Origin of the sequence: Flavobacterium akiainvivens (assembly GCF_001278115.1) — a bacterium.
GTDB classification, from domain to species: domain Bacteria; phylum Bacteroidota; class Bacteroidia; order Flavobacteriales; family Flavobacteriaceae; genus Flavobacterium; species Flavobacterium akiainvivens.
This window is the reverse complement of record NZ_LIYD01000005.1, coordinates 506,744-527,016: the sequence shown is the minus strand read 5'-3', so window position 1 is coordinate 527,016 and position 20,273 is coordinate 506,744. Positions and strand designations below refer to the sequence as shown.

Genomic DNA, 20,273 nt, shown 5'->3' with positions numbered 1-20,273 from the left:
AAAGTTCTACTAATAAATAAGTTACACCCACATTCTTAATTTGCAAGAAACGTTTCCAATGAAAAAAAGGAGTGTTGATGTTGTAGTACTTTCAGATGTTCACCTTGGCACGTACGGCTGCCACGCAAAAGAACTGCTTGCCTACCTGGGCACAATTAAGCCCAAAACCCTTATCCTTAACGGAGATATTATTGATATCTGGCAGTTCAGGAAATCATACTTTCCTAAATCACACCTTAAAGTAGTTAAAAAACTGCTTGATTTTGCCGGAAAGGGCACCAAAGTATACTACATTACCGGAAATCATGACGAAATGCTGAGGAAGTTTGCCGATACCGAAATGGGTAATTTTTCTATTGTAAACAAAGTAGTTTTAGAACTTGACGGTAAAAAGGCCTGGTTTTTTCACGGCGATATTTTTGATAATTCTGTACACCACGCAAAATGGATTGCCAAACTGGGCGGCATAGGCTATGACTATCTTATATTATTAAACCGTTTTGTTAACTGGTGCCTGGTTAAAATGGGCCGTGAACCCTACTCCCTTTCTAAGAAAATTAAAGCCAGTGTAAAAAAAGCAGTTAAATTTATTACTGATTTTGAAACCACTGCGGCCGACCTGGCCATTGAAAACAACTATGACTATGTAGTTTGCGGGCATATACATGAGCCAAAACACACCGTTATTACCAATAAAAAAGGCAGCGTAACTTATCTTAATTCCGGTGACTGGATAGAAAACCTAACGGCTTTAGAGTATCATAAAAAGAAATGGAAGTTGTATCAATACACTAATGAAATAGAGGTTAGCACCGAAGAAGAATTACCAGAAATGGACAACCAACTGCTAAGCCAGCAACTTGTTGCCACTTTATTTTTTAATAAAAATTAAACCAAGGTATACATTTATGTTAGCTATATTCGCAAAAAACATAACTATAGCTACACATGAAAAAAACATTCCTATTTATTATGGCAGCAGCATCTGTGCTTGCTGTTTCCTGCTCAAGCGATGACAGTAACGATACCCCTCCTATAGACAATACTGTATACCTGCCCTTAAGCCAGGGTAATTATTGGGTGTATGATGTTACCAGCACTCAGGAAGCCGGCCAGGCAACAGGACGCGACTCATTATATGTAGCCAACGATACTGTAGTGGGCAGTACTACATACAAAAAGCTAAAGACACAAAGCATGGCCAACGGCTTCTTTTCCGGGGCTTTAAGCGGCAATGCTATAAGGCAAAACGGCACTAAGCTGCAATTAACAGGTAGCACCGCATTTGCTTTTAGCGAATATTTTCCGGTAGAACTAAGCATTACAGATTTTACTTTTTTTGATTCTGCGGCTTCTGCAGGAACTCAATTAGGTACTACAAGCGGTACCATTGAGCAACCAACAGAAGAAGGCTATAACCTTAGTATTGAATATGAACTAAAAGCAACTACCGGCGAAACCCTGAATAGCCACACTGTACAGGGTGGTGATACTTACAGCAATGTAAAAACGGTAAATATAACACTAACCTTAACTATTACAGCACTTTTTGATGCCGGAGGCTTTACAATTCCGTTTGAAGTATTACCGGAACAGGATGTGGTTACATCAACCCAGTATTATGTAGAAAACATTGGCGCCGTACATGTATCAACACTAATAGAATATAACCTGGTAGACCTTTCCGGATTAAACGTTAACCTGCCCATACCCCAATCAGGAACCATACAGCAAGAGGAAGTACTTGATACTTATAATGTAGAGTAGTTTTAACAAAATGATAACTGTTAAAACTTTAACATCATTATATTCCTACAAAAAAGAGGTCTTTAATTTTGCTCATAAGAAACAACTAATTCATTATTATGAGAAAATTATTTTTATCTGCTTTTATGCTACTAGGGTTAGCATTTGCAGCACAGGCGCAGGATGGCGGAAGAAATGCACTGGGTCTTCGCCTTGGCGATAACGATGGTTTTGGTGGTGAAATATCATACCAAAGGCTATTAGGCGATAATAACCGCCTTGAACTTGACCTTGGCTGGAGAAACTCTAATAACTATGATGCTTTTAAGCTTGCTGCCCTATACCAATGGGTATGGAATATTGAAGGTGGCTTTAACTGGTATGCCGGTGTAGGTGGTGGTTTAGGTACATGGAGCTATGATTATGACGGCCCGGGATCAAACGATTTTGATGATGATGGAACATTTATATTTGTAGCAGGTGATATAGGTATAGAATATAACTTTGATATACCACTACAGCTATCACTTGACTTCAGGCCGGAACTATATTTTAACGATGACTACAGAGGAGATAACTTTGGCCCGGATATCGCATTGGGTATCAGGTTCAAATTTTAATACTGCTTCTAACGACGTAATTACCATAAGCCGCTTTTTTAGCGGCTTTTTTTATTAAGTACATTATTTAAAACTGTATATTTCAAAACACAAACAGTTATTCATCATTTCGCAACAATTATAAATATATTTAAAATATTTTTTAATTAATCGTTTTTATAAAAGGTATAAATCATTAAATTCGCAACAACAAACTATATAAACAGCTATAAACAGTCATGAATAAAAAAGTAGTAATAGTATCGGCAGTACGTACGCCAATAGGCAGTTTCATGGGAGGTCTTTCAACAGTAGCCGCGCCACAACTGGGCGCTACAGCTATTAAAGGTGCTCTTGATAAAATAGGCCTTAAGCCAGAACTTGTAGACGAAGTAATAATGGGTAACGTAGTTCAGGCAGGTGTAGGCCAGGCTCCGGCAAGGCAGGCATCAAGGTTTGCAGGGCTTCCGGACAGCGTTATTGCTACTACCGTCAACAAAGTATGTGCCAGCGGTATGAAAGCCGTTACACAGGCAGCACAGGCTATTATGTGTGGCGATGCTGAAATTATTGTGGCCGGTGGTATGGAAAACATGAGCCTTATACCACACTATGTGCACATGCGTAACGGCGTTAAATTTGGCCCTGCATCTATGGCCGATGGCCTTCAGCGTGATGGCCTTAGCGATGCTTATGACAACAACGCAATGGGCGTTTTTGCCGATGCCTGTGCAACAGAATATAATATAACCCGCGAAGAGCAGGACGCTTTCGCTATAGCCTCATACCAACGCTCTGCCTCCGCATGGGATGCCGGAAAGTTTGATAATGAAGTTGTTCCGGTTGCGGTACCGCAACGTAAGGGCGACCCAATTATGGTTACCAAAGACGAAGAATATACTAACGTTAAGCTGGACAAGATACCTGCGCTTAACGCCGTGTTTACTAAAGACGGTACCGTTACCGCTGCCAACGCCTCTACTATAAATGATGGTGCTGCTGCACTTGTACTTATGAGTGAAGATAAAGCCAACGAACTTGGCCTTAAGCCATTAGCCTACATTAAAAGCTATTCTGATGCCGAGCAGGAACCAAAATGGTTTACCACTGCCCCTGCCAAAGCATTACCTAAAGCGCTTGCTAAAGCTGGTATAAACAAGGAAGATGTTGATTTCTTTGAGTTTAACGAGGCATTTTCGGTAGTGGGCCTTGCCAACAGCAAAATATTAGGCCTTGATGCTGAAAAAGTTAATGTAAACGGAGGTGCCGTTTCACTGGGCCACCCACTGGGCTGCTCAGGTGCCAGGATTATAGTTACCCTTATCAATGTACTAGAACAAAACAACGCAAAAACCGGAGCTGCAGCCATTTGCAACGGTGGTGGCGGTGCTTCTGCAATTGTTATTGAAAGAGCATAACTGATTATTTTCATATCATAATGCTGCTTCAGATTTTACTGCTATATTTGTAGTAAACTGAAGCAGCATTATATTTTTGTACCACCCTTAAACTTTAAAGCCTCTTAAATGTTCGGTATCTGTCATTTAGCCATTGTACCCCTCCGTTTAGAACCCTCAGACCGCAGCGAAATGACATCGCAGGTACTATTTGGCGACTACTTTAAAGTACTGGAACAAACCCTTAACTGGAGCCGCATAGAGCTGGCTTTTGATGGCTATAACGGTTGGATAGACAATAAACAATTCAGGCTAATTACTGAATACCAATACAATACAATACATAATAACCCCGTTACCCTTAATGGAGACCTGGTTGAATACGTAACCTCGTCAAACAACCTGCTGGCAACCATACCCTTGGGTGCAGATGTATCATTTCTTTCAGACCCTGGCATTAATACTGACGGCTTTGTATTTGAAGGCCTGAGTGTTACGGGCAAAAAAGGCAGGCAGGAAATCATACAAACGGCCTTTATGTATCTCAACACGCCTTATCTTTGGGGCGGTAAAACCCCTTTTGGCATAGACTGCTCAGGCATGGTGCAAATGGTATACAAGCTTAATGGACACAATATGCTGCGTGATGCATCTCAGCAAGCTACTATGGGCGAAGCACTTAGCTTTATTGAAGAAAGTGAACCCGGCGATTTGGCATTCTTTGATAATGAGGAAGGCCGCATAATCCATGTAGGTATCATTATGGAAGACAACCACATTATCCATGCCCACGGAAAGGTGCGTATAGACAGGCTCGATCACCTGGGTATTTACAACGTAGACACAAACCGGCACACTCATAAACTACGGGTAATCAAGAAAATACTGTAGCCAACAATAATTTAAGATATTAATTAGGAGATTTTTGTTATTTAAAGGAAAATAAGCATTATGAAAAGAATACTATACATAATACCACTTTTTTTACTGTTAACAAGCTGTAATTCAAACGATACCCCATCGCCAACATATAACCCATCCGAGGCCATTGTTATTGAGAATGAACACTACGGCACTGACCCTCAACAAACTATGGATATATATCTTCCGGCAGGCCGAACTACTGAAACTAAGACAGTTATATACATACATGGCGGCGCATGGGAAGCCGGAGACAAGTCTGAACATACTGATTTCATGGTATTCCTACAAGGCTTATTCCCTGGTTATGCGATAGTTAATCTTAACTACAGGCTGGCTACCTCTGCCAGCCCGGCCTACTCAAAGCAAATTGAGGATATTGGCCTTGCCCTTGCTAAATTAAATTCATCAAACTACACATTATCAAACAATTATGCTTTAATGGGGTCAAGCGCAGGTGGGCACCTGTCCATGCTCTATTCTTACGGATTTGACCAAAACCATGATATTAAGGCAGTTGTAAACTTTGTAGGCCCATCAGACTTTTCTGACCCTCAATATCCTTCACTATCAGCATATAGCGGATACATCCGTAACATAACTGGGTCAGAAAATCCTCAAATATCTAAAATTGAAGAGGTTAGCCCAATAACTTATGTTACCGCTACCAGTACCCCAACCATTTCATTTTATGGCGGACAAGACCCCTTAGTACCTGATAGCCAAGGCCCAAGGCTTCATAATAAACTAAATGAAATGGGCGTGGTAAACCAACTCTATTTATACCCAAATGGCGGGCATAATGACTGGAATGACAGTATTTATTCTGAAGTATACCCAAGTATGGTAATCTTTATCCAGGAAAATTTAAACACCAATTAAAGTAATTTTTTTCTTACTTTTTAACAATATTTTAACGCTAATATTTCACTTTTGGAACTTGGATTCACGGTGTGAAATCAAATAATAGATTGCATACTTAAATCATGTAGAAATTCTAAAATTGTTTACAGGAATTTGACCTGAAAAATTTTAGGCACCTCTCCCAACCTTTCGCCATAAAAAATGCTCTTATATAAAAAAGAGTGTACTATGGTACAAGGCATAAAAATATCAATCCCCACCCCCTGCCATGAAAACTGGCAGGATATGACCCCAGCCGACCGTGGCCGCTTTTGCGCTGCCTGCCAAAAAACCGTGGTTGACTTTACCCGCGCTACCGACCGCGAGATTGTAGCAGCCTATAACGGTAACGAAAAACTATGTGGGCGTTTCCTCAATACACAGCTGGACCGCGAACTGGTTTTCCCAAAAGAAAAAAACAGCCTGTGGGCAGGCGCAGCGGCATTGGCACTATTAAGCCTGGGTACTACGGCGGCAAATGCACAAACCTCAATACAAACGGAACAAACCGAACCTGATTCAAACAACCGGCATCCCCTTGCCACACCACGCACCATTACCGGAAATGTATATTACAATATTGCCCTGGCCGGCTGTACTGTAATGGTTAATAATACCAATAGCGGCACAACAGATAAAAATGGTAAGTTTTCTGTAACTGCAAAAACGGGAGATTACATACAGATAATACATGACGGTTTTGAAACTGCTGAGATAAAAGTTACTGACGAATCATACTACAAAGTAATGCTCAGCCGTGTAGTTAAACAGGAAGTTCATACAACTATAATGGGGAAAATGCTTATCAAGCCAAAACAATAAATAAGCACTTATGGCTGCATCCGGCATAAAAATATCAATCCCCACACCCTGCCACGAAAACTGGGGCAACATGACTCCCGCTGACCGCGGACGGTTTTGCACTGCCTGCCAGAAAACCGTGGTTGACTTTACCCGTGCTACCGACCGCGAGATTGTAGCTGCCTATAACCGTAACGAAAAACTATGCGGGCGTTTCCTTAGCACTCAACTCAACCGGGAATTGCTTATCCCAAAAGAAAAAGGAAGCCTGTGGGCAGGCGCAGCAGCCTTAGCATTATTAAGCTTGGGCACTACGGCGGCAAATGCGCAAAACTCAGTACAAACAGAACAAACCGAACCTGATTCAAATAACCGGTTTACCCCTGCCAAACCACGCACCATTACAGGAAATGTATATTACAATATTGCCCTGGCCGGCTGTACTGTAATGGTTAATAATACCAATAGCGGCACAACAGATAAAAATGGTAAGTTTTCTGTAACTGCAAAAACGGGAGATTACATACAGATAATACATGACGATTTTGAAACTGCTGAGATAAAAGTTACTGACGAATCATACTACAAAGTAGTGCTCAGCCGTGTAGTTAAACAGGAAGTTCATACAACTATAATGGGGAAAATGCTTATCAAGCCAAAACAATAAATAAGCACTTATGGCTGCATCCGGCATAAAAATATCAATCCCCACACCCTGCCACGAAAACTGGGACAACATGACTCCCGCTGACCGCGGACGGTTTTGCGCTGCCTGCCAGAAAACCGTGGTTGACTTTACCCGCGCTACCGACCGCGAAATTGTAGCGGCCTACAACCGTGACGAAAAACTATGCGGGCGTTTCCTTAGCACTCAACTCAACCGGGAATTGGTTATCCCAAAAGAAAAAAATAGCCTGTGGGCAAGGGCCGCAGCATTAACAGTACTGAGTATGGGTGGTGTAGAAACTTTGGCGCAAACACCTGAAAAAACAGAGTTACGTGAGGTTAAAAATGAGGTATTAGTAGGTAAATCCAAATCAATCATAACTAAAACAATAACCGGAATAATAACAGATAGCGAGGGAATGCCTATCCCGGGTTGTAAAGTAACCATTCAAAGTAAAGAAGAATTAACAACCGTAACTGATTTTGATGGTAATTTTAATATTCAGGGAGAAGTGGGCGACATACTGATTGTTACATTTGGTGAGCATAATAAAGAAATAGAGGTAACAAAAGAAGATGACTACCCAATTACATTAAAAAATATAACTTGGGTTCAAATGAGTGTAGCTGTATGGGAAACAACCCCTAAAGAACGTACATTTTTTGGACGCATATTTCACGCCATAGGCAATATATTCAGGTAATGGATCATAAAATCAAAATATCAATCCCCAAACCCTGCCACGAAAACTGGCAGAATATGACCCCAGCCGACCGCGGCCGGTTTTGCGCTGCCTGCCAGAAAACCGTGGTTGACTTTACCCGCGCTACCGACCGCGAGATTGTAGCAGCCTATAACCGTGACGAAAAATTATGCGGCAGGTTCCTCAACACACAACTGGACCGCGAACTGGTTATCCCAAAAGAAAAAAATAGCCTGTGGGCGGGTGCAGCAGCATTGGCAGCGTTGAGCTTAGGTAGCGCAGGCGCTCTGGCACAAACACCTCAAACTGAAACGGAGCAACACGTAGTAAAAGGCAAATTCATGATGCCGGGTGGCCCTAAAACCATAACCGGCACTGTTACAGATCAGGACGGCCTGCCTCTTCCCGGCGCTACCGTATCACTGCAATCAGGCACAGTCAGTACCGATTTAAACGGCATGTTTAGCATCCGCGCCGCCGTAGGCAATGTCCTTTCCGTTGAATACCAGGGCTATTTAAAAACGTTGGTAACCATTACAGCACAAGATACATACACCATATGCCTTGAACCCGATGGCTCGCTAATGGAAGAAGTAATAATAATGGGTTACAGTACTCAAAAACACACTATAACAATGGGCGCCATAACAACGGTACCGGCGAAGGAGCTGCAAACCAAACGCCGCACATTTGTAGGGCGCATACTGCACGGTATAGGCAGTATTTTTAAGTAATTTCATATTTTAGTACCCCTTGCCTGCCCAACTTTGCAGTACAATATTGTAAATTTGTAACCCAAGCAAGCACTACATGAACAGCATAACCCACCGTAATTACAAGAAACTCGCCCTGCAGGTGGCCGCCACCGGTATGTCTTTTTGCGAGTTTGACACCCTTAACGGACAGGTTAGCAACTTGCATCAGGTAAACTTCCCTAAAGGCAGTAATATAGACGATGAGCTGTGGAAGGTTTTTGTACACCACCCGGAGCTGAAACTACAGTTTGACAACACCCTGGTACTGCACGACAACAGTTTTAATACCCTGGTGCCCAATGCACTGTTTGACGAAAACTACCCCGGCAGCTACCTGCAATACAGCACCCGCGTGTTTGAAGGCGATTTTTTTGCGTGGGACAGCCTGCAGGGCCATGACATGGCCAATGTATATGTGCCGCTTATGAACGTTAATAACTTTTTAATTGACCGCCTGGGCAGCTTTGACTATAAAAACACCAACAGCATACTGGTAGAAAAACTGCTGGATGCCAGCGTTAATATAGAAGAAAAACAGGTATTTGTACACATACAGCCCACCCACTTTGAAATTGTGGTGGCGCAGGACCAAAAGTTACTGCTGTTCAATTCGTTTGAATATGCCGCCCCGGTAGACTTTTTATACTACCTGCTCTTTACCCTCGAACAACTTTCACTAAACCCCGAAACGGTTAAGGTATGGCTATTGGGCGATATTACGCAGGAGAGCGCACTGTTTGAGGCTGCTTACACCTACATTCGCCACGTGGCGCTACACGATACCACCGCGCTTGCCCAAAGGTGGCAGGTAACCCCGCAGCAAGCATCAACCCACTTTATTTTACTAAACGCATGAGGATTATTTCCGGAAAATATAAAGGCCGCAGGATAAACGCACCCAAAAACCTGCCCGTAAGGCCTACCACTGATATGAGCAAGGAATCGTTGTTTAACATACTCAACAACCGCCTTGAATTTGACGGCCTTAAGGTGCTCGACCTTTTTAGCGGCACGGGCAACCTGAGCTATGAGTTTGGTTCTCGCGGCGCCGACAGCATTACCAGCGTAGATGCCGATTTTGGCTGTGTAAAGTTCATAAAGCAAACCGCCGCCGAGTTTGAGTTTAACATTACTGCCATTAAAAGCGATGTGTTTAAATTCCTCGCTGCACACCGTTCGGCCTATGATGTTATTGTGGCCGACCCGCCCTACAACATGGAGCAAAAGCATTTTGAAGAGCTGGTTCACCTTATTTTTGAAAACGGGCTCCTGCAGGAAGACGGCATCATGATTATAGAGCACAGCAAGTACACCAAACTGGAGCACGCTACAAATTTTTCATTCTTAAAGAAATACGGAGGCAGTATTTTCAGCTTCTTTGAATTTGAACGGGAAGATGAAGTGGATGAAGATGGCGAGGAGGAGTAATTTTATATGAAGAAATTAGAACTACCTATAACAGTACACCTTGCCACAAAAGACGAGGTTGCTAACACTCCTGAAATTTTAAGTAATATTTTAAGAAGTGAACAGGCTAACCTTGTGGAAGGATATACACTTCATGGTAATACAACAACTGAACTTCCGTTTGCTTTTTTTAGCGAAATCAACATAAATAACAGCAGGCTTTGGAATTTGTTTGAGGCATTGCTCTCGGGATTACCCCATGTATCATGCCTCGTGTATGGCCATATAGATACCGAACCTTACTATAGTCAATATCTTGAAAGGCCTGTCATATTAGAGAAAATTACCGAATTTAAGGATGAGTTATCGTTAGACGGCTTCCTTGAATTTGGCTTACTTTATCAGGATGATGACAAGCTTATTGAAGTATTTATAAAAAAAGCAAAATACATACAGTACTGGGGCACTGATGAAGTGTTCTTTACGAAGGTCATGGCTGATTTTGGGCTTCAGAATATAGAGGATATAAACTTTGTTGATGAGTTTCCTTTGGTAACAGAATCGTTATCATTAAAAGATTCTAAATATACCGCAACCGAAGATATTATCAATAATCTGAAAGATTACTTCAAAAATTAAAAAAACAGGCCTGTAAGCCGGATTCTGTATCCTTAAAAAAGAACCCTTATCATTTATCTGGCACAGGCATTACTGCCTGTATCTATCTGCCTACCCCCCGGCATCGGGCGGGCAGCCCTACATATAGCCGGTATACATGGCATTTCACCGCATAGAGTTTACCTGGTTTCACTACAGCATTACCTGTACATACTTTCTGTTGCACTTGTCCTCCCCCACCTGCGCGGGGTGACGGGCGTTACCCGCTATGCTGCCCTATGGTGTCCGGACTTTCCTCCCGTAATGGTTAACGGGCGATAAGGCGGCCTGTTTCGGGCGCAAAGATACTTTTCTAAGTCTAAAGTCAAAAGTTTAAAAGTCGAAAGTTGAGCTACTGCCTGCAAACTGTTACCTGCTACCTGCCTACTCCCCCTTTGGGGGCTGGGGGCTCTCCTCGTATCAACAATATAGCTTATCTTCCACACACCATTATGTTTTACTAATGTAAAGGCATTATTGCCGGTGTGGCTCAACTTGTTGCCAAAGTAAAACTCATAGGATGTCCACACCTGGGCAATACCATCGTCATACTGTATTTTAAAGCCCAGCAGCTTTTCTTCAAAAACTTCGGTTTTAGGCACAGCGGCAATACCTTTGTAAAATTCGCTTACATCTTCAGTGGTAAATTTAGTGCTCTTAGCCCTTACATTAACCGAATGCAGTGCCATTCCGTCCACACAAACCGATTTAATCATTACCGTATCGCGTGCATACATACCCTCAAAAAAAGTTTGTATCGATTTTTTAATGGCAGCTTCCTCATCCTGTGCAAAAACCATTGGCGCAAACGCCAGCAGGGCTATAAGTAATATTCTTTTCATTTGATTGATGTTTAGGTTACTAAGATAGGATTTTTTAGTTTTCAGTCGCAGTCGCAGTCATCAGGCTGTCCAAACTGAAAACTGTGACTGCGACTGAAAACTTTAATTCGTAACTTTACCGCCCTAAAACAAAAACTTATGTCAGTCGCTAAAAAAGATTACAAACGCATAACCACCAAGTCGCTTATTGAAATGAAAGCCAATGGAGAGCGCATCTCCATGCTAACCGCCTATGATTTTACCATGGCCAAAATAGTTGATACCGCGGGTGTAGATGTAATCCTGGTGGGCGACTCGGCCAGTAACGTTATGGCAGGCCACGAAACCACCCTGCCCATTACGCTCGACCAAATGGTGTATCACGCCTCATCGGTAGTGCGTGGTGTAGAGCGTGCCCTTGTAGTGGTAGACCTCCCGTTTGGTACGTATCAAAGCGACCCAAAAGAGGCATTACGCTCAGCCATACGCATCATGAAAGAAAGCGGTGCCCACGCCCTTAAGCTGGAAGGCGGTGCCGAAATTAAAGACTCGGTTAAAAAACTGCTGCATGCAGGCATACCCGTTATGGGCCACCTGGGGCTAACGCCGCAAAGTATATATAAATTCGGCTCTTACACCGTGCGTGCCAAAGAAGATGCCGAAGCCGAAAAACTAATTGAAGACGCACAGCTTTTAGAGCGCCTGGGCTGTTTTGCCGTAGTGCTCGAAAAAATTCCGGCTGCACTTGCACAAAGGGTTGCCGAAAGCCTTACCATACCCGTAATAGGCATTGGTGCCGGTGGCGGTGTAGACGGCCAGGTACTGGTTATACACGATATGCTGGGCATGAACAACGAGTTTAGCCCACGTTTCCTGCGCCGTTACATGAACCTGTTTGAAGGCATGACACAGGCCATAGGACAATATTCGGCAGATGTTAAGAGCGGCGATTTCCCTAACGAGAAGGAGCAATATTAAGCTGGATTGTTAGATTATTGGATTTTTAGATTATTAGACTGTATGCATAGATTCAAGGACTTGGAAATTTGGAAGCAAAGCAGGAAGTTTTGTACCGATATTTATGCAGTAACTTCAAAATTTCCTGAGTCAGAAAAATTTGGCTTAACTAACCAGTTGCGCCGCGCTTCTGTTTCTATCCCCTGTAATATAGCCGAAGGCTCTTCAAGAAGTTCTAACAAAGATTTTTCAAGATTTTTAGAGATTGCAATAGGCTCTGCATTCGAAGTTGAAGCACAATTACTGATTTCTTCAGATTTGGGTTTTTTAAAGCCTGAAGAACTCGAAGCCTTAATACTAAAACTTCAGGCTATCATCAGGATGACATCTAAGTTTCGATCAACGCTATCGTAGCTTTCTAACAATCTAAAAATCCAATAATCTAACAATCCATTTTGAAAGTACTATCCACAAAAGAAAACCTAAACGTCCTCTACGAAGACAACCACATAATAGTGGTCAACAAACGCGTGGGCGATATTGTGCAGGGCGATAAAACTGGCGATAAGCCCCTTAGCGATGTGGTTAAGGAGTATATTAAGGATAAGTATAACAAACCCGGCGAAGTATTCCTGGGTGTGGTGCACAGGCTCGACAGGCCCACTACAGGCATAGTGCTATTTGCCCGCACCAGCAAGGCACTAACAAGGCTTAACGAACTGTTTAAAAACCGTGAAACCCAAAAAACCTACTGGGCAGTGGTAAAAAACCCGCCTGTTCAGGAAAATGGTACACTGGTGCACTACCTTACCCGCAACGAAAAAAGCAACACCAGCCACGCCCACACTAAAGAGGTTTCAGGCAGTAAAAAGGCCAGCCTTGACTACAAGATAATCAGGCACCTGCAAAACTACACTGCGCTCGAAATTGACCTGCACACCGGCCGCCACCACCAGATACGCGCTCAGCTGGCCGCAATAGGCTCGCCCATTAAAGGCGACCTTAAATATGGCGCCGGCCGCAGCAACCCCGATGGCGGCATACACCTGCACGCCAGGAGGTTGCAGCTTACACACCCGGTTACTAAAGAACAGCTGGTTATTACCGCCCCGGTGCCCGATGATTCGGTTTGGAAATCGGTATAAATATCACAACCTGTTAAACGAAAACGTTTTTATTCTTAAAAGCCCCTTTTATATCTACCTAACATTCACACAGTTATAACACACTCATAGATAAACAGTTGCTAACTAATTCTTAAATTGGTTAAAAACCACACAACTATGAGAGCAATACTGATTTTAACTGTGCTGTGCTGCTACAGTATGCAGGCACAGGAGCATTATGCGGGCATCAATACATCGCAACGCACCGGTATTATTAGCGGTGCCTTAAACCCTGCCGAGCTTGTCAATATCACTTCAGAAAACGAAGCCAACATCATAACCTTTAGCGCTAATTTCACCAACAACAAAATGGCCTTTAGCCAGTTGTGGGGCGACCGCGAGTTTACCGACCTGCTTTTTGATGGTAATGCCCCGGCCAACCTTAATGCCGACCTCGAAATTCTGGGTCCGTCATTTGCATTCAAAAAAGGGAAATGGGCATTTGCCATAACAACAGCCGGTAAAACCAAGGCCAATATTAAAGACATTAATCCGCAATTGGGCCGTGCTGTTATAGCCGATAGCGGTGTAGATTCGCTTGCAGCGGCAGCAGCCGTACTGGTAGACTACAACCAGAGTGCCGCAGCAACCACCTGGGGCGAAATAGGCCTTTCTGCCGCACGGGAAATCTATAGCGATAATGGGCATACCTTAAACGCAGGCGTTACATTTAAAGTACTCTTTCCGGGTTCTTACGCCAGGATGTACTCCAGCAACTTTACAGGCACCATAGAGGGCTACACCGGCGGTATAGGCTTAACAGATGCTTCTACAAGCCTTAACTTTGCCTACTCCGGCTCGCTGGGGAATGATTTTACCGATTCGGGTAACTTTACCAATTATTTTGGTAACGGCCCCCACGGCTTTGCGGTAGACTTTGGCTTTAACTACCGCTGGAAACAGGAAACCGATACCGGCTACCGTATAAATGTGGGGCTGTCGTTCCGCAACCTGGGCAGCATGAAATTCAGGGATAGTGGCAACGAGAGTAATACGTATGTATTAAACGTGCCGCAGGGCGAGTATCTTAACCTTAACCAGTTTGCAAACGTAAGCACCATAAGCCAGATTGAGGCACTACTGCTGCAAAGTGGCTATGCCAAGATTACAAAGCAATCTAATGATTTTGTGGCCAAACTGCCCGCCATGTTTTCGCTGTATGCCGATGTAAAAGTGTATAACGCATGGTACATAACCGGCTACCTTCAGCAAAAGCTGGTTAGCGATGTAAGCCAAAACCAGATTCCCGCACAAAACACAGTTACCCTTATACCCCGTTTCTCACCGGGTAAATATGAGTTCTTCGCTCCCCTGTCTTCAAACGAAATTTCGGGGTTTGCCGCGGGGCTGGGCGTTAGGTATGGCGGCTTTTTTATAGGCTCAGGCTCTGTTTTAACCGCCTTGCTTAGTGATGGCGACACCCACCAGGCCGATGCTTACCTGGGCTTCCGCTGGGCTTTTTAAGGTTTGTTTCCTGTTTATAGCACAATACCAGATCCTTCATTTTTGGAGGATTTTTTTTGTTATTATTTTATTAAGAAACATTACGAATTAGGTTGTAAGTAGTTGCTAATTAGATTTTTTATTTATTTTTATTGTTCTCTAATCAACTATTAAATCTCCTTTTATGAAAAAAACCTTACTATTAGCTTTTGTGCTTACCGGCACATCTGTAATTGCACAGCAACATTTTGCAGGCATGAGCACATCACGCCGCGTTAGCTTTTTAAATGCCGGGATAAACCCCGCCGAACTGGCAAACCTGACCACTAAATACGAACTCAATGTTTTTGGTGTAAGTGCCGGGATTGCAAATAATAAAATAACCTTTGGCGATATTGTGAGCGGCGAAAATTTTAGCGACCTTGTTTTTAGCGGTACGCAACCTACAAACCTGCGTACAGACATAGAGTTGCTGGGGCCTTCGTTTGCAGTTAAATACCGCAGCTGGGCCTTTGGGGTTTCCACTACTGCAAAAGTGCGTGCCGATATGATAGACCTTAACCCTGCCCTTGCTAATGCGGTAACAAATGGCGGTATAGATAATGTTACTGAGGTTTATGATATTATTGACAATTTTAACCAGCGTGGTGTAGCCACATCCTGGGGAGAAATAGGTATTAATGTAGCCAAAACCCTTTTAGAAACCGATAAACAAAAGCTAAGTGTAGGGGTTAATTTAAAACTTTTGTTTCCCGGGTCTTATGCAAATATTGGTGCAGGAAACCTTGATGGTATTGTAATTAACAATAATAATGATGTTGCCCTTACAAATGCTACTGCAAGCCTTAACTTTGCCTATAGCGGCTCTCTTGCTAACGGTTTTGATGACAGCAGTAATTATACCAAATTCTTCGCCGGCGGATTAAACGGTTTTGGTGCAGATATAGGCGTTAACTACCAGTTAAAAAGCAGTACCGACCCCGGGCGCTATTTTATAAATGCCGGCCTGTCTTTAAAAAATATAGGCAGCCTTACATTTAAAGATGATAACAACCGCGAAAATAACTACAACCTAAATATTCCGGCAAATCAGTCGCTCAACCTCAATCAGTTTGAAAACGTAGATAACATTCAGGAAGTTGAAGACATATTGCTGCAAAGTGGCTTTGTAACACTAACACAAACAAACCGCGACTTTAAAATAAACCTGCCCACTTACATTGCCGCCTATGCCGATGTAAATTTTGTAAGCAACTTTTATGCAGCGCTATACATTCAGCAAAAGTTTAATGAAGACAATAACAACAACCAGATAGCCGTGCAAAACATGATAACGCTTATACCCCGTTTTTCACTCAGCAATTTTGAAGTTTTTGTCCCTATGTCTGTAAACGAAATATCTGATTTTACAGCGGGTTTTGGCTTGCGTGCAGGTTTCTTTTATTTGGGTTCCGGCTCTATACTTTCGGCCGCCATTGCCGATACACACCAGGCAGATGCCTACCTTGGTTTCAGGTTCGGATTTTAATATATTTGCCGCCTAAACCAACATTATGAACCGATTTTTACTTGTATTCCTGCTTATTGCAGCCAAAGCCTTTTGCCAGATTAACCCCGCGGACTCTACCGTTCAGGTTGTTGCCTACTGGGATAAAAACGAGGCACATAGCTACAGCATAGTGCATGAAAAGCTTAAGGTTAAGGGCACTGATACTACCGTAACCTTTCACGTAGATTATAAGGTAGACATTACCATAAAAGACTCTACCGAAAACAGTTATACCGTTGAATGGAAATACCGCGACTTTAAATCGGCAGATAAAAGTGCATCGTCTAAAACGGCCGGGCTTGTAGATGGCCTTACGGTGCGCTTTAAAACTAACGAAATGGGCGAATATGAAGAGCTGCTTAACTGGAAAGAAATAAACGAACACCTTAAAAAGAGCATCGCCAATCTTGAAAAAACCACCAAGTTGCCCCCTTTCTTTATCAAAAGCCTTAAAACCATCAACACCCGCGAAAGTGTTGAAGAAGGGCTTTTGGTAGACATACAGCAGTTTCACTCTTTTTATGGCACTGCCATGACCCTTGGCGAAGAAATATCTGATACATCTGAAGAAGCCGGAGACCTGGGCATACCTGTTAAATCAGAACTGTACCTGGTGCTTGAGGAAATTGATTTTGAAGACGAAGCCTACCTCATTAAGTTTTTCCAGACTTATGATGATGAGTCCGTACAAAGCGCAATGGGCGAGTTTATTGGCGACTTTTTAGGAACGGAGAACACCAAGGCAGTAACAGCCAGTGGTTTTGAAGATTATTATGGCGCTTACATTCACACATCGGGATGGCCTTACAATATGTTTTACCAGCGCGATATGACCATTAACGGCGAAACCAACATAGAAACCCGCGCTATTGCTTTTGAATAGCTTAAATAAACACGTAAAATCAGGGCAGCCGTTTGTGCTGCCTTTTTTATTAAAGGCAAATGCTAAAATGTTAATAAAATACCGCCTGTTTACTGTTATTTTACTTAATTTCAACTCATAAAAATCGTACAGATATGAAATGGGGAGGCCGCAGGCAAAGTGAAAATATGGAAGACCGCCGGGGTGTTTCGGGCGGGCAGGTAGCCGTGGGTGGCGGTATTATTGGTATTATTGTACTGCTCATCAATATGTTTATGGGTGGCGATGCCAGTGTGCTTAACGACATCAATAACCAGATTCAAACCCAGCCCGGCCAAACCCGTGAACTCAGCGCCCGCGATAAAGAACAGGGCGAAATGGTAAACGCCATACTGGTTGATACTGAAGATGTTTGGACCAAAATTTTTGAAGAAAACGGCATGACCTACAAGTACCCTAAACTGGTGCTGTTTCGAGATGGCGTGCAAACGGCCTGTGGCGGGGCTTCATCTGCCGTAGGGCCATTTTACTGCCCGTTAGACCAAAAAGTGTACATGGACCTCTCATTTTTTGATGAGCTGCAATCCCGCTACGGGGCAAAGGGTGGCGATTTTGCCGTGGCCTATGTTATAGCCCACGAAATAGGCCACCACGTGCAAACCCTGCTGGGCACAAACGAAAAAGTGCGTAAAGCCCAGGAAAACCTATCTGAGGCTGAGGCCAATAAACTATCGGTAGCCTTAGAACTACAGGCCGATTTTTACGCTGGTGTGTGGGCACATTATGACCAGAAAATGAAGAATATACTGGAAGAGGGCGATATTGAAGAAGCCCTTAGTGCTGCAAACGCCGTGGGCGATGATGCCATACAAAAGCGTTCGCAGGGGCATGTAGTGCCTGATTCGTTTACGCACGGCACGTCGCAACAACGCATGTACTGGTTTAAAAAAGGCTTTGAAACCGGGGATATAAACCAGGGAGATACTTTTAAAAGTCTACAGTAAATGATAAATACAAAAAGTAAAAACCCCGTATGGCACTACTCACACGGGGTTTTACATTTATAAACAAACACAAATTTTCTATAGCTTTTCGTTTTTAACAATTTGCACCTTGCCCACAGGCACATCGCCCGATGGGTCTTTGGCAAGCAGCACGCCCAGCACGTTTAGCGGTATATCTATCGGTTCGCCCGATTCTTTAATATCGCCCACAAGGTGCTCATAGTCCATTGGGTTCAGCACCAGGGTGTCGCCCTTGTCTATACGCTTGGCAAAAAGGTAGCTTCTTATAGAAGCAACGGTTATGTGGTCTCCCACTACTACAAATTCTGACATAGCAATTATTTTATATCTACTAAATTAACAGGCTGAAATTCAATTATTGACAACATTTTGTTAATTTTCTTACACTTAACTCCTTTTTAACCTTACAATTAGCGGTATAGAACTAATCTTAGCCGTTTGCCGTAAAAAACCTATCTTTGCAAAAAATTTAACCGCATGGCCACATTTCATGATTTAGACCTGCCAAAATCGCTGCAAAAAGCGTTAGACGAACTTGGCTTTACCACCCCCACCCCCATACAGGAGCGGGCCATGCCGGTAATTATGAGTGGCCGCGATATGATGGGTATTGCACAAACCGGTACAGGTAAAACCTTTGCCTACCTGCTGCCCATTTTAAAACAATGGAAATTTGCCGCTACCGATGCCCCCCGTGTGGTAATACTTGTACCCACCCGCGAACTTGTGGTTCAGGTAGCCGAAGAGGTGGTAAAACTTACGCAATACATGTCGGTGCGCACACTGGGCGTATATGGAGGGGTAAACATCAATACCCAGAAAAAGAACGTGTATGAGGGCGTAGATGTGCTGGTGGGCACACCGGGCAGGCTAATGGACCTGGCGCTTGACGGCGTTGTGCGTTTTGACTCGCTGCAAAAGCTGGTTATAGACGAATTTGACGAAATACTAAACCTGGGCTTCCGTTTCCAGGTAACCTCTATACTTTCTATGATGAAAGACAAGAGGCAAAACATATTATTCTCTGCCACCATGACGGATGAAGTGGACGAGATGCTGAACGACTTTTTTGATTTCCCTGAAGAAGTATCGCTTGCGGCAAGCGGCACACCGCTCGAAAAAATCACCCAGCAGGGCTATGCCGTGCCCAACTTCCTTACCAAGATAAACCTGTTTAAAGAATTATTGCAGGACGAATCAATGGAGCGTGTGCTGGTATTTGTGAACAACAAAAAAACAGCCGACCTGTTATTTACATCACTTGAAGAAGATTTTAGCGGGCAGTTTGGTGTTATACACGGCAACAAATCGCAAAACTACAGGCTAAACACCATGGCCACGTTTCAGGATGGCGGCTTAAGGGGTATTGTTACTACCGATGTTATGGCACGCGGCCTTGATATAAGCGATATAAGCCACGTTGTAAACATGGAGTTCCCCGAAGTGCCTGAGCAGTACATTCACCGCATAGGGCGCACCGGGCGTGCCGATAAAGAAGGTACAGCCATAAGCTTTATAAGCCCTCGTGAGGAAGAAATTCAACTGGCGGCAGAAGTGCTTATGGAAAAGGAAATCGAAATACTGCCTATTCCGGAAGATGTAGTTATTGCCGAAAAACTGCTTGAATTTGAAAAGGACAAAAAGAAAGTAAAATTCCTGCTTAAAAAGGTTAAGCTTGATGGCGGGGGCGCTTTCCATGAAAAATCTGATAAAAATAAAAAGGTAAACTTAGGTGGCCCCGGTAAGCGTACACCTCGCAAAACTGCGCCGCGCAACCGTGCTGCCGAAGCCAAAAAAGCTGCCAAAAAGAAAAGGGGAAAATAATTTTTCAATTATTTTATCCTTATTTTACTGGTGTTTTAGCATAAAGCAATTTTCATAACGTAGGGTTTTT

The 20,273-nt window shown here is 43.3% G+C and carries 22 protein-coding genes and 1 other RNA gene; 21 read left to right on the top strand and 2 right to left on the bottom strand.

The window, feature by feature from the left end:
* Positions 1 to 58: 58 nt before the first annotated feature.
* From AM279_RS02265 to AM279_RS02205, 13 genes are all read left to right on the top strand, one after another.
* On the top strand, positions 59 to 892 hold the full coding sequence (locus tag AM279_RS02265) for a UDP-2,3-diacylglucosamine diphosphatase (protein WP_054406049.1): 834 nt from the start codon (positions 59 to 61) through the stop codon (positions 890 to 892).
* A 56-nt stretch (positions 893 to 948) separates the two neighbouring features.
* On the top strand, positions 949 to 1,767 hold the full coding sequence (locus tag AM279_RS02260) for a hypothetical protein (protein ID WP_054406048.1): 819 nt from the start codon (positions 949 to 951) through the stop codon (positions 1,765 to 1,767).
* A 98-nt stretch (positions 1,768 to 1,865) separates the two neighbouring features.
* Positions 1,866 to 2,366 carry a hypothetical protein gene (locus AM279_RS02255; RefSeq protein WP_054406047.1) on the top strand — a complete coding sequence of 167 codons (501 nt, stop codon included), beginning with the start codon at positions 1,866 to 1,868 and terminating at the stop codon, positions 2,364 to 2,366.
* 218 nt (positions 2,367 to 2,584) lie between these two features.
* The gene (locus AM279_RS02250) at positions 2,585 to 3,763 is read left to right on the top strand and encodes an acetyl-CoA C-acyltransferase (protein WP_054406046.1); all 1,179 of its coding nucleotides are present in this window, start codon (positions 2,585 to 2,587) and stop codon (positions 3,761 to 3,763) included.
* 108 nt (positions 3,764 to 3,871) lie between these two features.
* A complete protein-coding gene (locus AM279_RS02245) occupies positions 3,872 to 4,633 on the top strand; it encodes a C40 family peptidase (RefSeq protein WP_054406045.1) in 762 nt (253 codons plus the stop codon).
* Positions 4,634 to 4,693: 60 nt separating this feature from the next.
* Entirely contained in the window at positions 4,694 to 5,545 is an 852-nt protein-coding gene (locus AM279_RS02240; RefSeq protein WP_054406044.1) for an alpha/beta hydrolase, read from the top strand.
* Between the two features lie 210 nt (positions 5,546 to 5,755).
* Entirely contained in the window at positions 5,756 to 6,388 is a 633-nt protein-coding gene (locus AM279_RS02235) for a peptidase associated/transthyretin-like domain-containing protein (protein WP_143090347.1), read from the top strand.
* Positions 6,389 to 6,398: 10 nt separating this feature from the next.
* Complete coding sequence (locus AM279_RS02230; RefSeq protein WP_054406042.1) at positions 6,399 to 7,034, top strand: peptidase associated/transthyretin-like domain-containing protein; 636 nt, start codon at positions 6,399 to 6,401, stop codon at positions 7,032 to 7,034.
* A gap of 10 nt (positions 7,035 to 7,044) precedes the next feature.
* Entirely contained in the window at positions 7,045 to 7,737 is a 693-nt protein-coding gene (locus AM279_RS02225; RefSeq protein ID WP_054406041.1) for a carboxypeptidase regulatory-like domain-containing protein, read from the top strand.
* Positions 7,737 to 8,471, top strand: coding sequence for a carboxypeptidase-like regulatory domain-containing protein (locus tag AM279_RS02220; protein ID WP_054406040.1), 735 nt, complete (start codon positions 7,737 to 7,739; stop codon positions 8,469 to 8,471). The genes AM279_RS02225 and AM279_RS02220 overlap by 1 nt, the downstream gene beginning before the upstream one ends.
* 76 nt (positions 8,472 to 8,547) lie before the next feature.
* On the top strand, positions 8,548 to 9,348 hold the full coding sequence (locus tag AM279_RS02215) for a DUF3822 family protein (protein ID WP_054406039.1): 801 nt from the start codon (positions 8,548 to 8,550) through the stop codon (positions 9,346 to 9,348).
* Positions 9,345 to 9,920: a 16S rRNA (guanine(966)-N(2))-methyltransferase RsmD gene (gene rsmD, locus AM279_RS02210; RefSeq protein ID WP_054406038.1), complete on the top strand. Its 576-nt coding sequence runs from the start codon at positions 9,345 to 9,347 to the stop codon at positions 9,918 to 9,920. Before AM279_RS02215 ends, rsmD begins: the two co-directional genes overlap by 4 nt.
* A gap of 6 nt (positions 9,921 to 9,926) precedes the next feature.
* Entirely contained in the window at positions 9,927 to 10,538 is a 612-nt protein-coding gene (locus AM279_RS02205; RefSeq protein ID WP_054406037.1) for a hypothetical protein, read from the top strand.
* Here the strand turns inward: AM279_RS02205 and rnpB are convergent.
* An RNA gene (rnpB, locus tag AM279_RS02200) (RNase P RNA component class A) lies at positions 10,536 to 10,851 on the bottom strand. The two genes, AM279_RS02205 and rnpB, sit on opposite strands and share 3 nt — an antisense overlap.
* Before the next feature lie 685 nt (positions 10,852 to 11,536).
* On the opposite strand from rnpB, the gene panB reads away from it, so the two are divergent.
* The 7 genes from panB to ypfJ all read left to right on the top strand — a co-directional run bounded on the left by panB (position 11,537) and on the right by ypfJ (position 18,358).
* Positions 11,537 to 12,355, top strand: a complete 819-nt coding sequence (gene panB, locus AM279_RS02195; protein WP_054406035.1) for a 3-methyl-2-oxobutanoate hydroxymethyltransferase — start codon at positions 11,537 to 11,539, stop codon at positions 12,353 to 12,355.
* A 42-nt stretch (positions 12,356 to 12,397) separates the two neighbouring features.
* On the top strand, positions 12,398 to 12,748 hold the full coding sequence (locus AM279_RS02190) for a four helix bundle protein (protein WP_054406034.1): 351 nt from the start codon (positions 12,398 to 12,400) through the stop codon (positions 12,746 to 12,748).
* Positions 12,749 to 12,789: 41 nt separating this feature from the next.
* Complete coding sequence (locus tag AM279_RS02185; protein ID WP_054406033.1) at positions 12,790 to 13,479, top strand: RluA family pseudouridine synthase; 690 nt, start codon at positions 12,790 to 12,792, stop codon at positions 13,477 to 13,479.
* Between the two features lie 138 nt (positions 13,480 to 13,617).
* A complete protein-coding gene (locus tag AM279_RS02180; RefSeq protein WP_054406032.1) occupies positions 13,618 to 14,964 on the top strand; it encodes a hypothetical protein in 1,347 nt (448 codons plus the stop codon).
* Between the two features lie 163 nt (positions 14,965 to 15,127).
* A complete protein-coding gene (locus tag AM279_RS02175) occupies positions 15,128 to 16,471 on the top strand; it encodes a hypothetical protein (RefSeq protein ID WP_054406031.1) in 1,344 nt (447 codons plus the stop codon).
* Positions 16,472 to 16,496: 25 nt separating this feature from the next.
* Positions 16,497 to 17,375, top strand: a complete 879-nt coding sequence (locus AM279_RS02170; RefSeq protein ID WP_054406030.1) for a flavodoxin family protein — start codon at positions 16,497 to 16,499, stop codon at positions 17,373 to 17,375.
* A gap of 134 nt (positions 17,376 to 17,509) precedes the next feature.
* A complete protein-coding gene (ypfJ, locus tag AM279_RS02165; protein WP_054406029.1) occupies positions 17,510 to 18,358 on the top strand; it encodes a KPN_02809 family neutral zinc metallopeptidase in 849 nt (282 codons plus the stop codon).
* Between the two features lie 78 nt (positions 18,359 to 18,436).
* Here ypfJ and AM279_RS02160 read toward each other — a convergent pair whose 3' ends face one another.
* Entirely contained in the window at positions 18,437 to 18,691 is a 255-nt protein-coding gene (locus AM279_RS02160; RefSeq protein WP_054406028.1) for a hypothetical protein, read from the bottom strand.
* Between the two features lie 165 nt (positions 18,692 to 18,856).
* Between AM279_RS02160 and AM279_RS02155 the strand changes: the two genes are divergently transcribed.
* Positions 18,857 to 20,203, top strand: coding sequence for a DEAD/DEAH box helicase (locus AM279_RS02155; RefSeq protein WP_054406027.1), 1,347 nt, complete (start codon positions 18,857 to 18,859; stop codon positions 20,201 to 20,203).
* The last annotated feature ends 70 nt before the right edge of the window (positions 20,204 to 20,273 follow it).

Coding starts and splice junctions, on each gene's coding strand:
- AM279_RS02190 (WP_054406034.1), top strand. CDS start 12,398: ATGCATAGATTCAAGGACTTGGAAATTTGGAAGCAAAGCAGGAAGTTT.
- AM279_RS02240 (WP_054406044.1), top strand. CDS start 4,694: ATGAAAAGAATACTATACATAATACCACTTTTTTTACTGTTAACAAGC.
- AM279_RS02175 (WP_054406031.1), top strand. CDS start 15,128: ATGAAAAAAACCTTACTATTAGCTTTTGTGCTTACCGGCACATCTGTA.
- AM279_RS02235 (WP_143090347.1), top strand. CDS start 5,756: ATGGTACAAGGCATAAAAATATCAATCCCCACCCCCTGCCATGAAAAC.
- AM279_RS02255 (WP_054406047.1), top strand. CDS start 1,866: ATGAGAAAATTATTTTTATCTGCTTTTATGCTACTAGGGTTAGCATTT.
- AM279_RS02160 (WP_054406028.1), bottom strand. CDS start 18,691: ATGTCAGAATTTGTAGTAGTGGGAGACCACATAACCGTTGCTTCTATA.
- AM279_RS02260 (WP_054406048.1), top strand. CDS start 949: ATGAAAAAAACATTCCTATTTATTATGGCAGCAGCATCTGTGCTTGCT.
- AM279_RS02250 (WP_054406046.1), top strand. CDS start 2,585: ATGAATAAAAAAGTAGTAATAGTATCGGCAGTACGTACGCCAATAGGC.
- panB (WP_054406035.1), top strand. CDS start 11,537: ATGTCAGTCGCTAAAAAAGATTACAAACGCATAACCACCAAGTCGCTT.
- AM279_RS02180 (WP_054406032.1), top strand. CDS start 13,618: ATGAGAGCAATACTGATTTTAACTGTGCTGTGCTGCTACAGTATGCAG.
- AM279_RS02170 (WP_054406030.1), top strand. CDS start 16,497: ATGAACCGATTTTTACTTGTATTCCTGCTTATTGCAGCCAAAGCCTTT.
- ypfJ (WP_054406029.1), top strand. CDS start 17,510: ATGAAATGGGGAGGCCGCAGGCAAAGTGAAAATATGGAAGACCGCCGG.
- AM279_RS02225 (WP_054406041.1), top strand. CDS start 7,045: ATGGCTGCATCCGGCATAAAAATATCAATCCCCACACCCTGCCACGAA.
- AM279_RS02205 (WP_054406037.1), top strand. CDS start 9,927: ATGAAGAAATTAGAACTACCTATAACAGTACACCTTGCCACAAAAGAC.
- AM279_RS02215 (WP_054406039.1), top strand. CDS start 8,548: ATGAACAGCATAACCCACCGTAATTACAAGAAACTCGCCCTGCAGGTG.
- AM279_RS02155 (WP_054406027.1), top strand. CDS start 18,857: ATGGCCACATTTCATGATTTAGACCTGCCAAAATCGCTGCAAAAAGCG.
- AM279_RS02230 (WP_054406042.1), top strand. CDS start 6,399: ATGGCTGCATCCGGCATAAAAATATCAATCCCCACACCCTGCCACGAA.
- AM279_RS02265 (WP_054406049.1), top strand. CDS start 59: ATGAAAAAAAGGAGTGTTGATGTTGTAGTACTTTCAGATGTTCACCTT.
- rsmD (WP_054406038.1), top strand. CDS start 9,345: ATGAGGATTATTTCCGGAAAATATAAAGGCCGCAGGATAAACGCACCC.
- AM279_RS02245 (WP_054406045.1), top strand. CDS start 3,872: ATGTTCGGTATCTGTCATTTAGCCATTGTACCCCTCCGTTTAGAACCC.
- AM279_RS02220 (WP_054406040.1), top strand. CDS start 7,737: ATGGATCATAAAATCAAAATATCAATCCCCAAACCCTGCCACGAAAAC.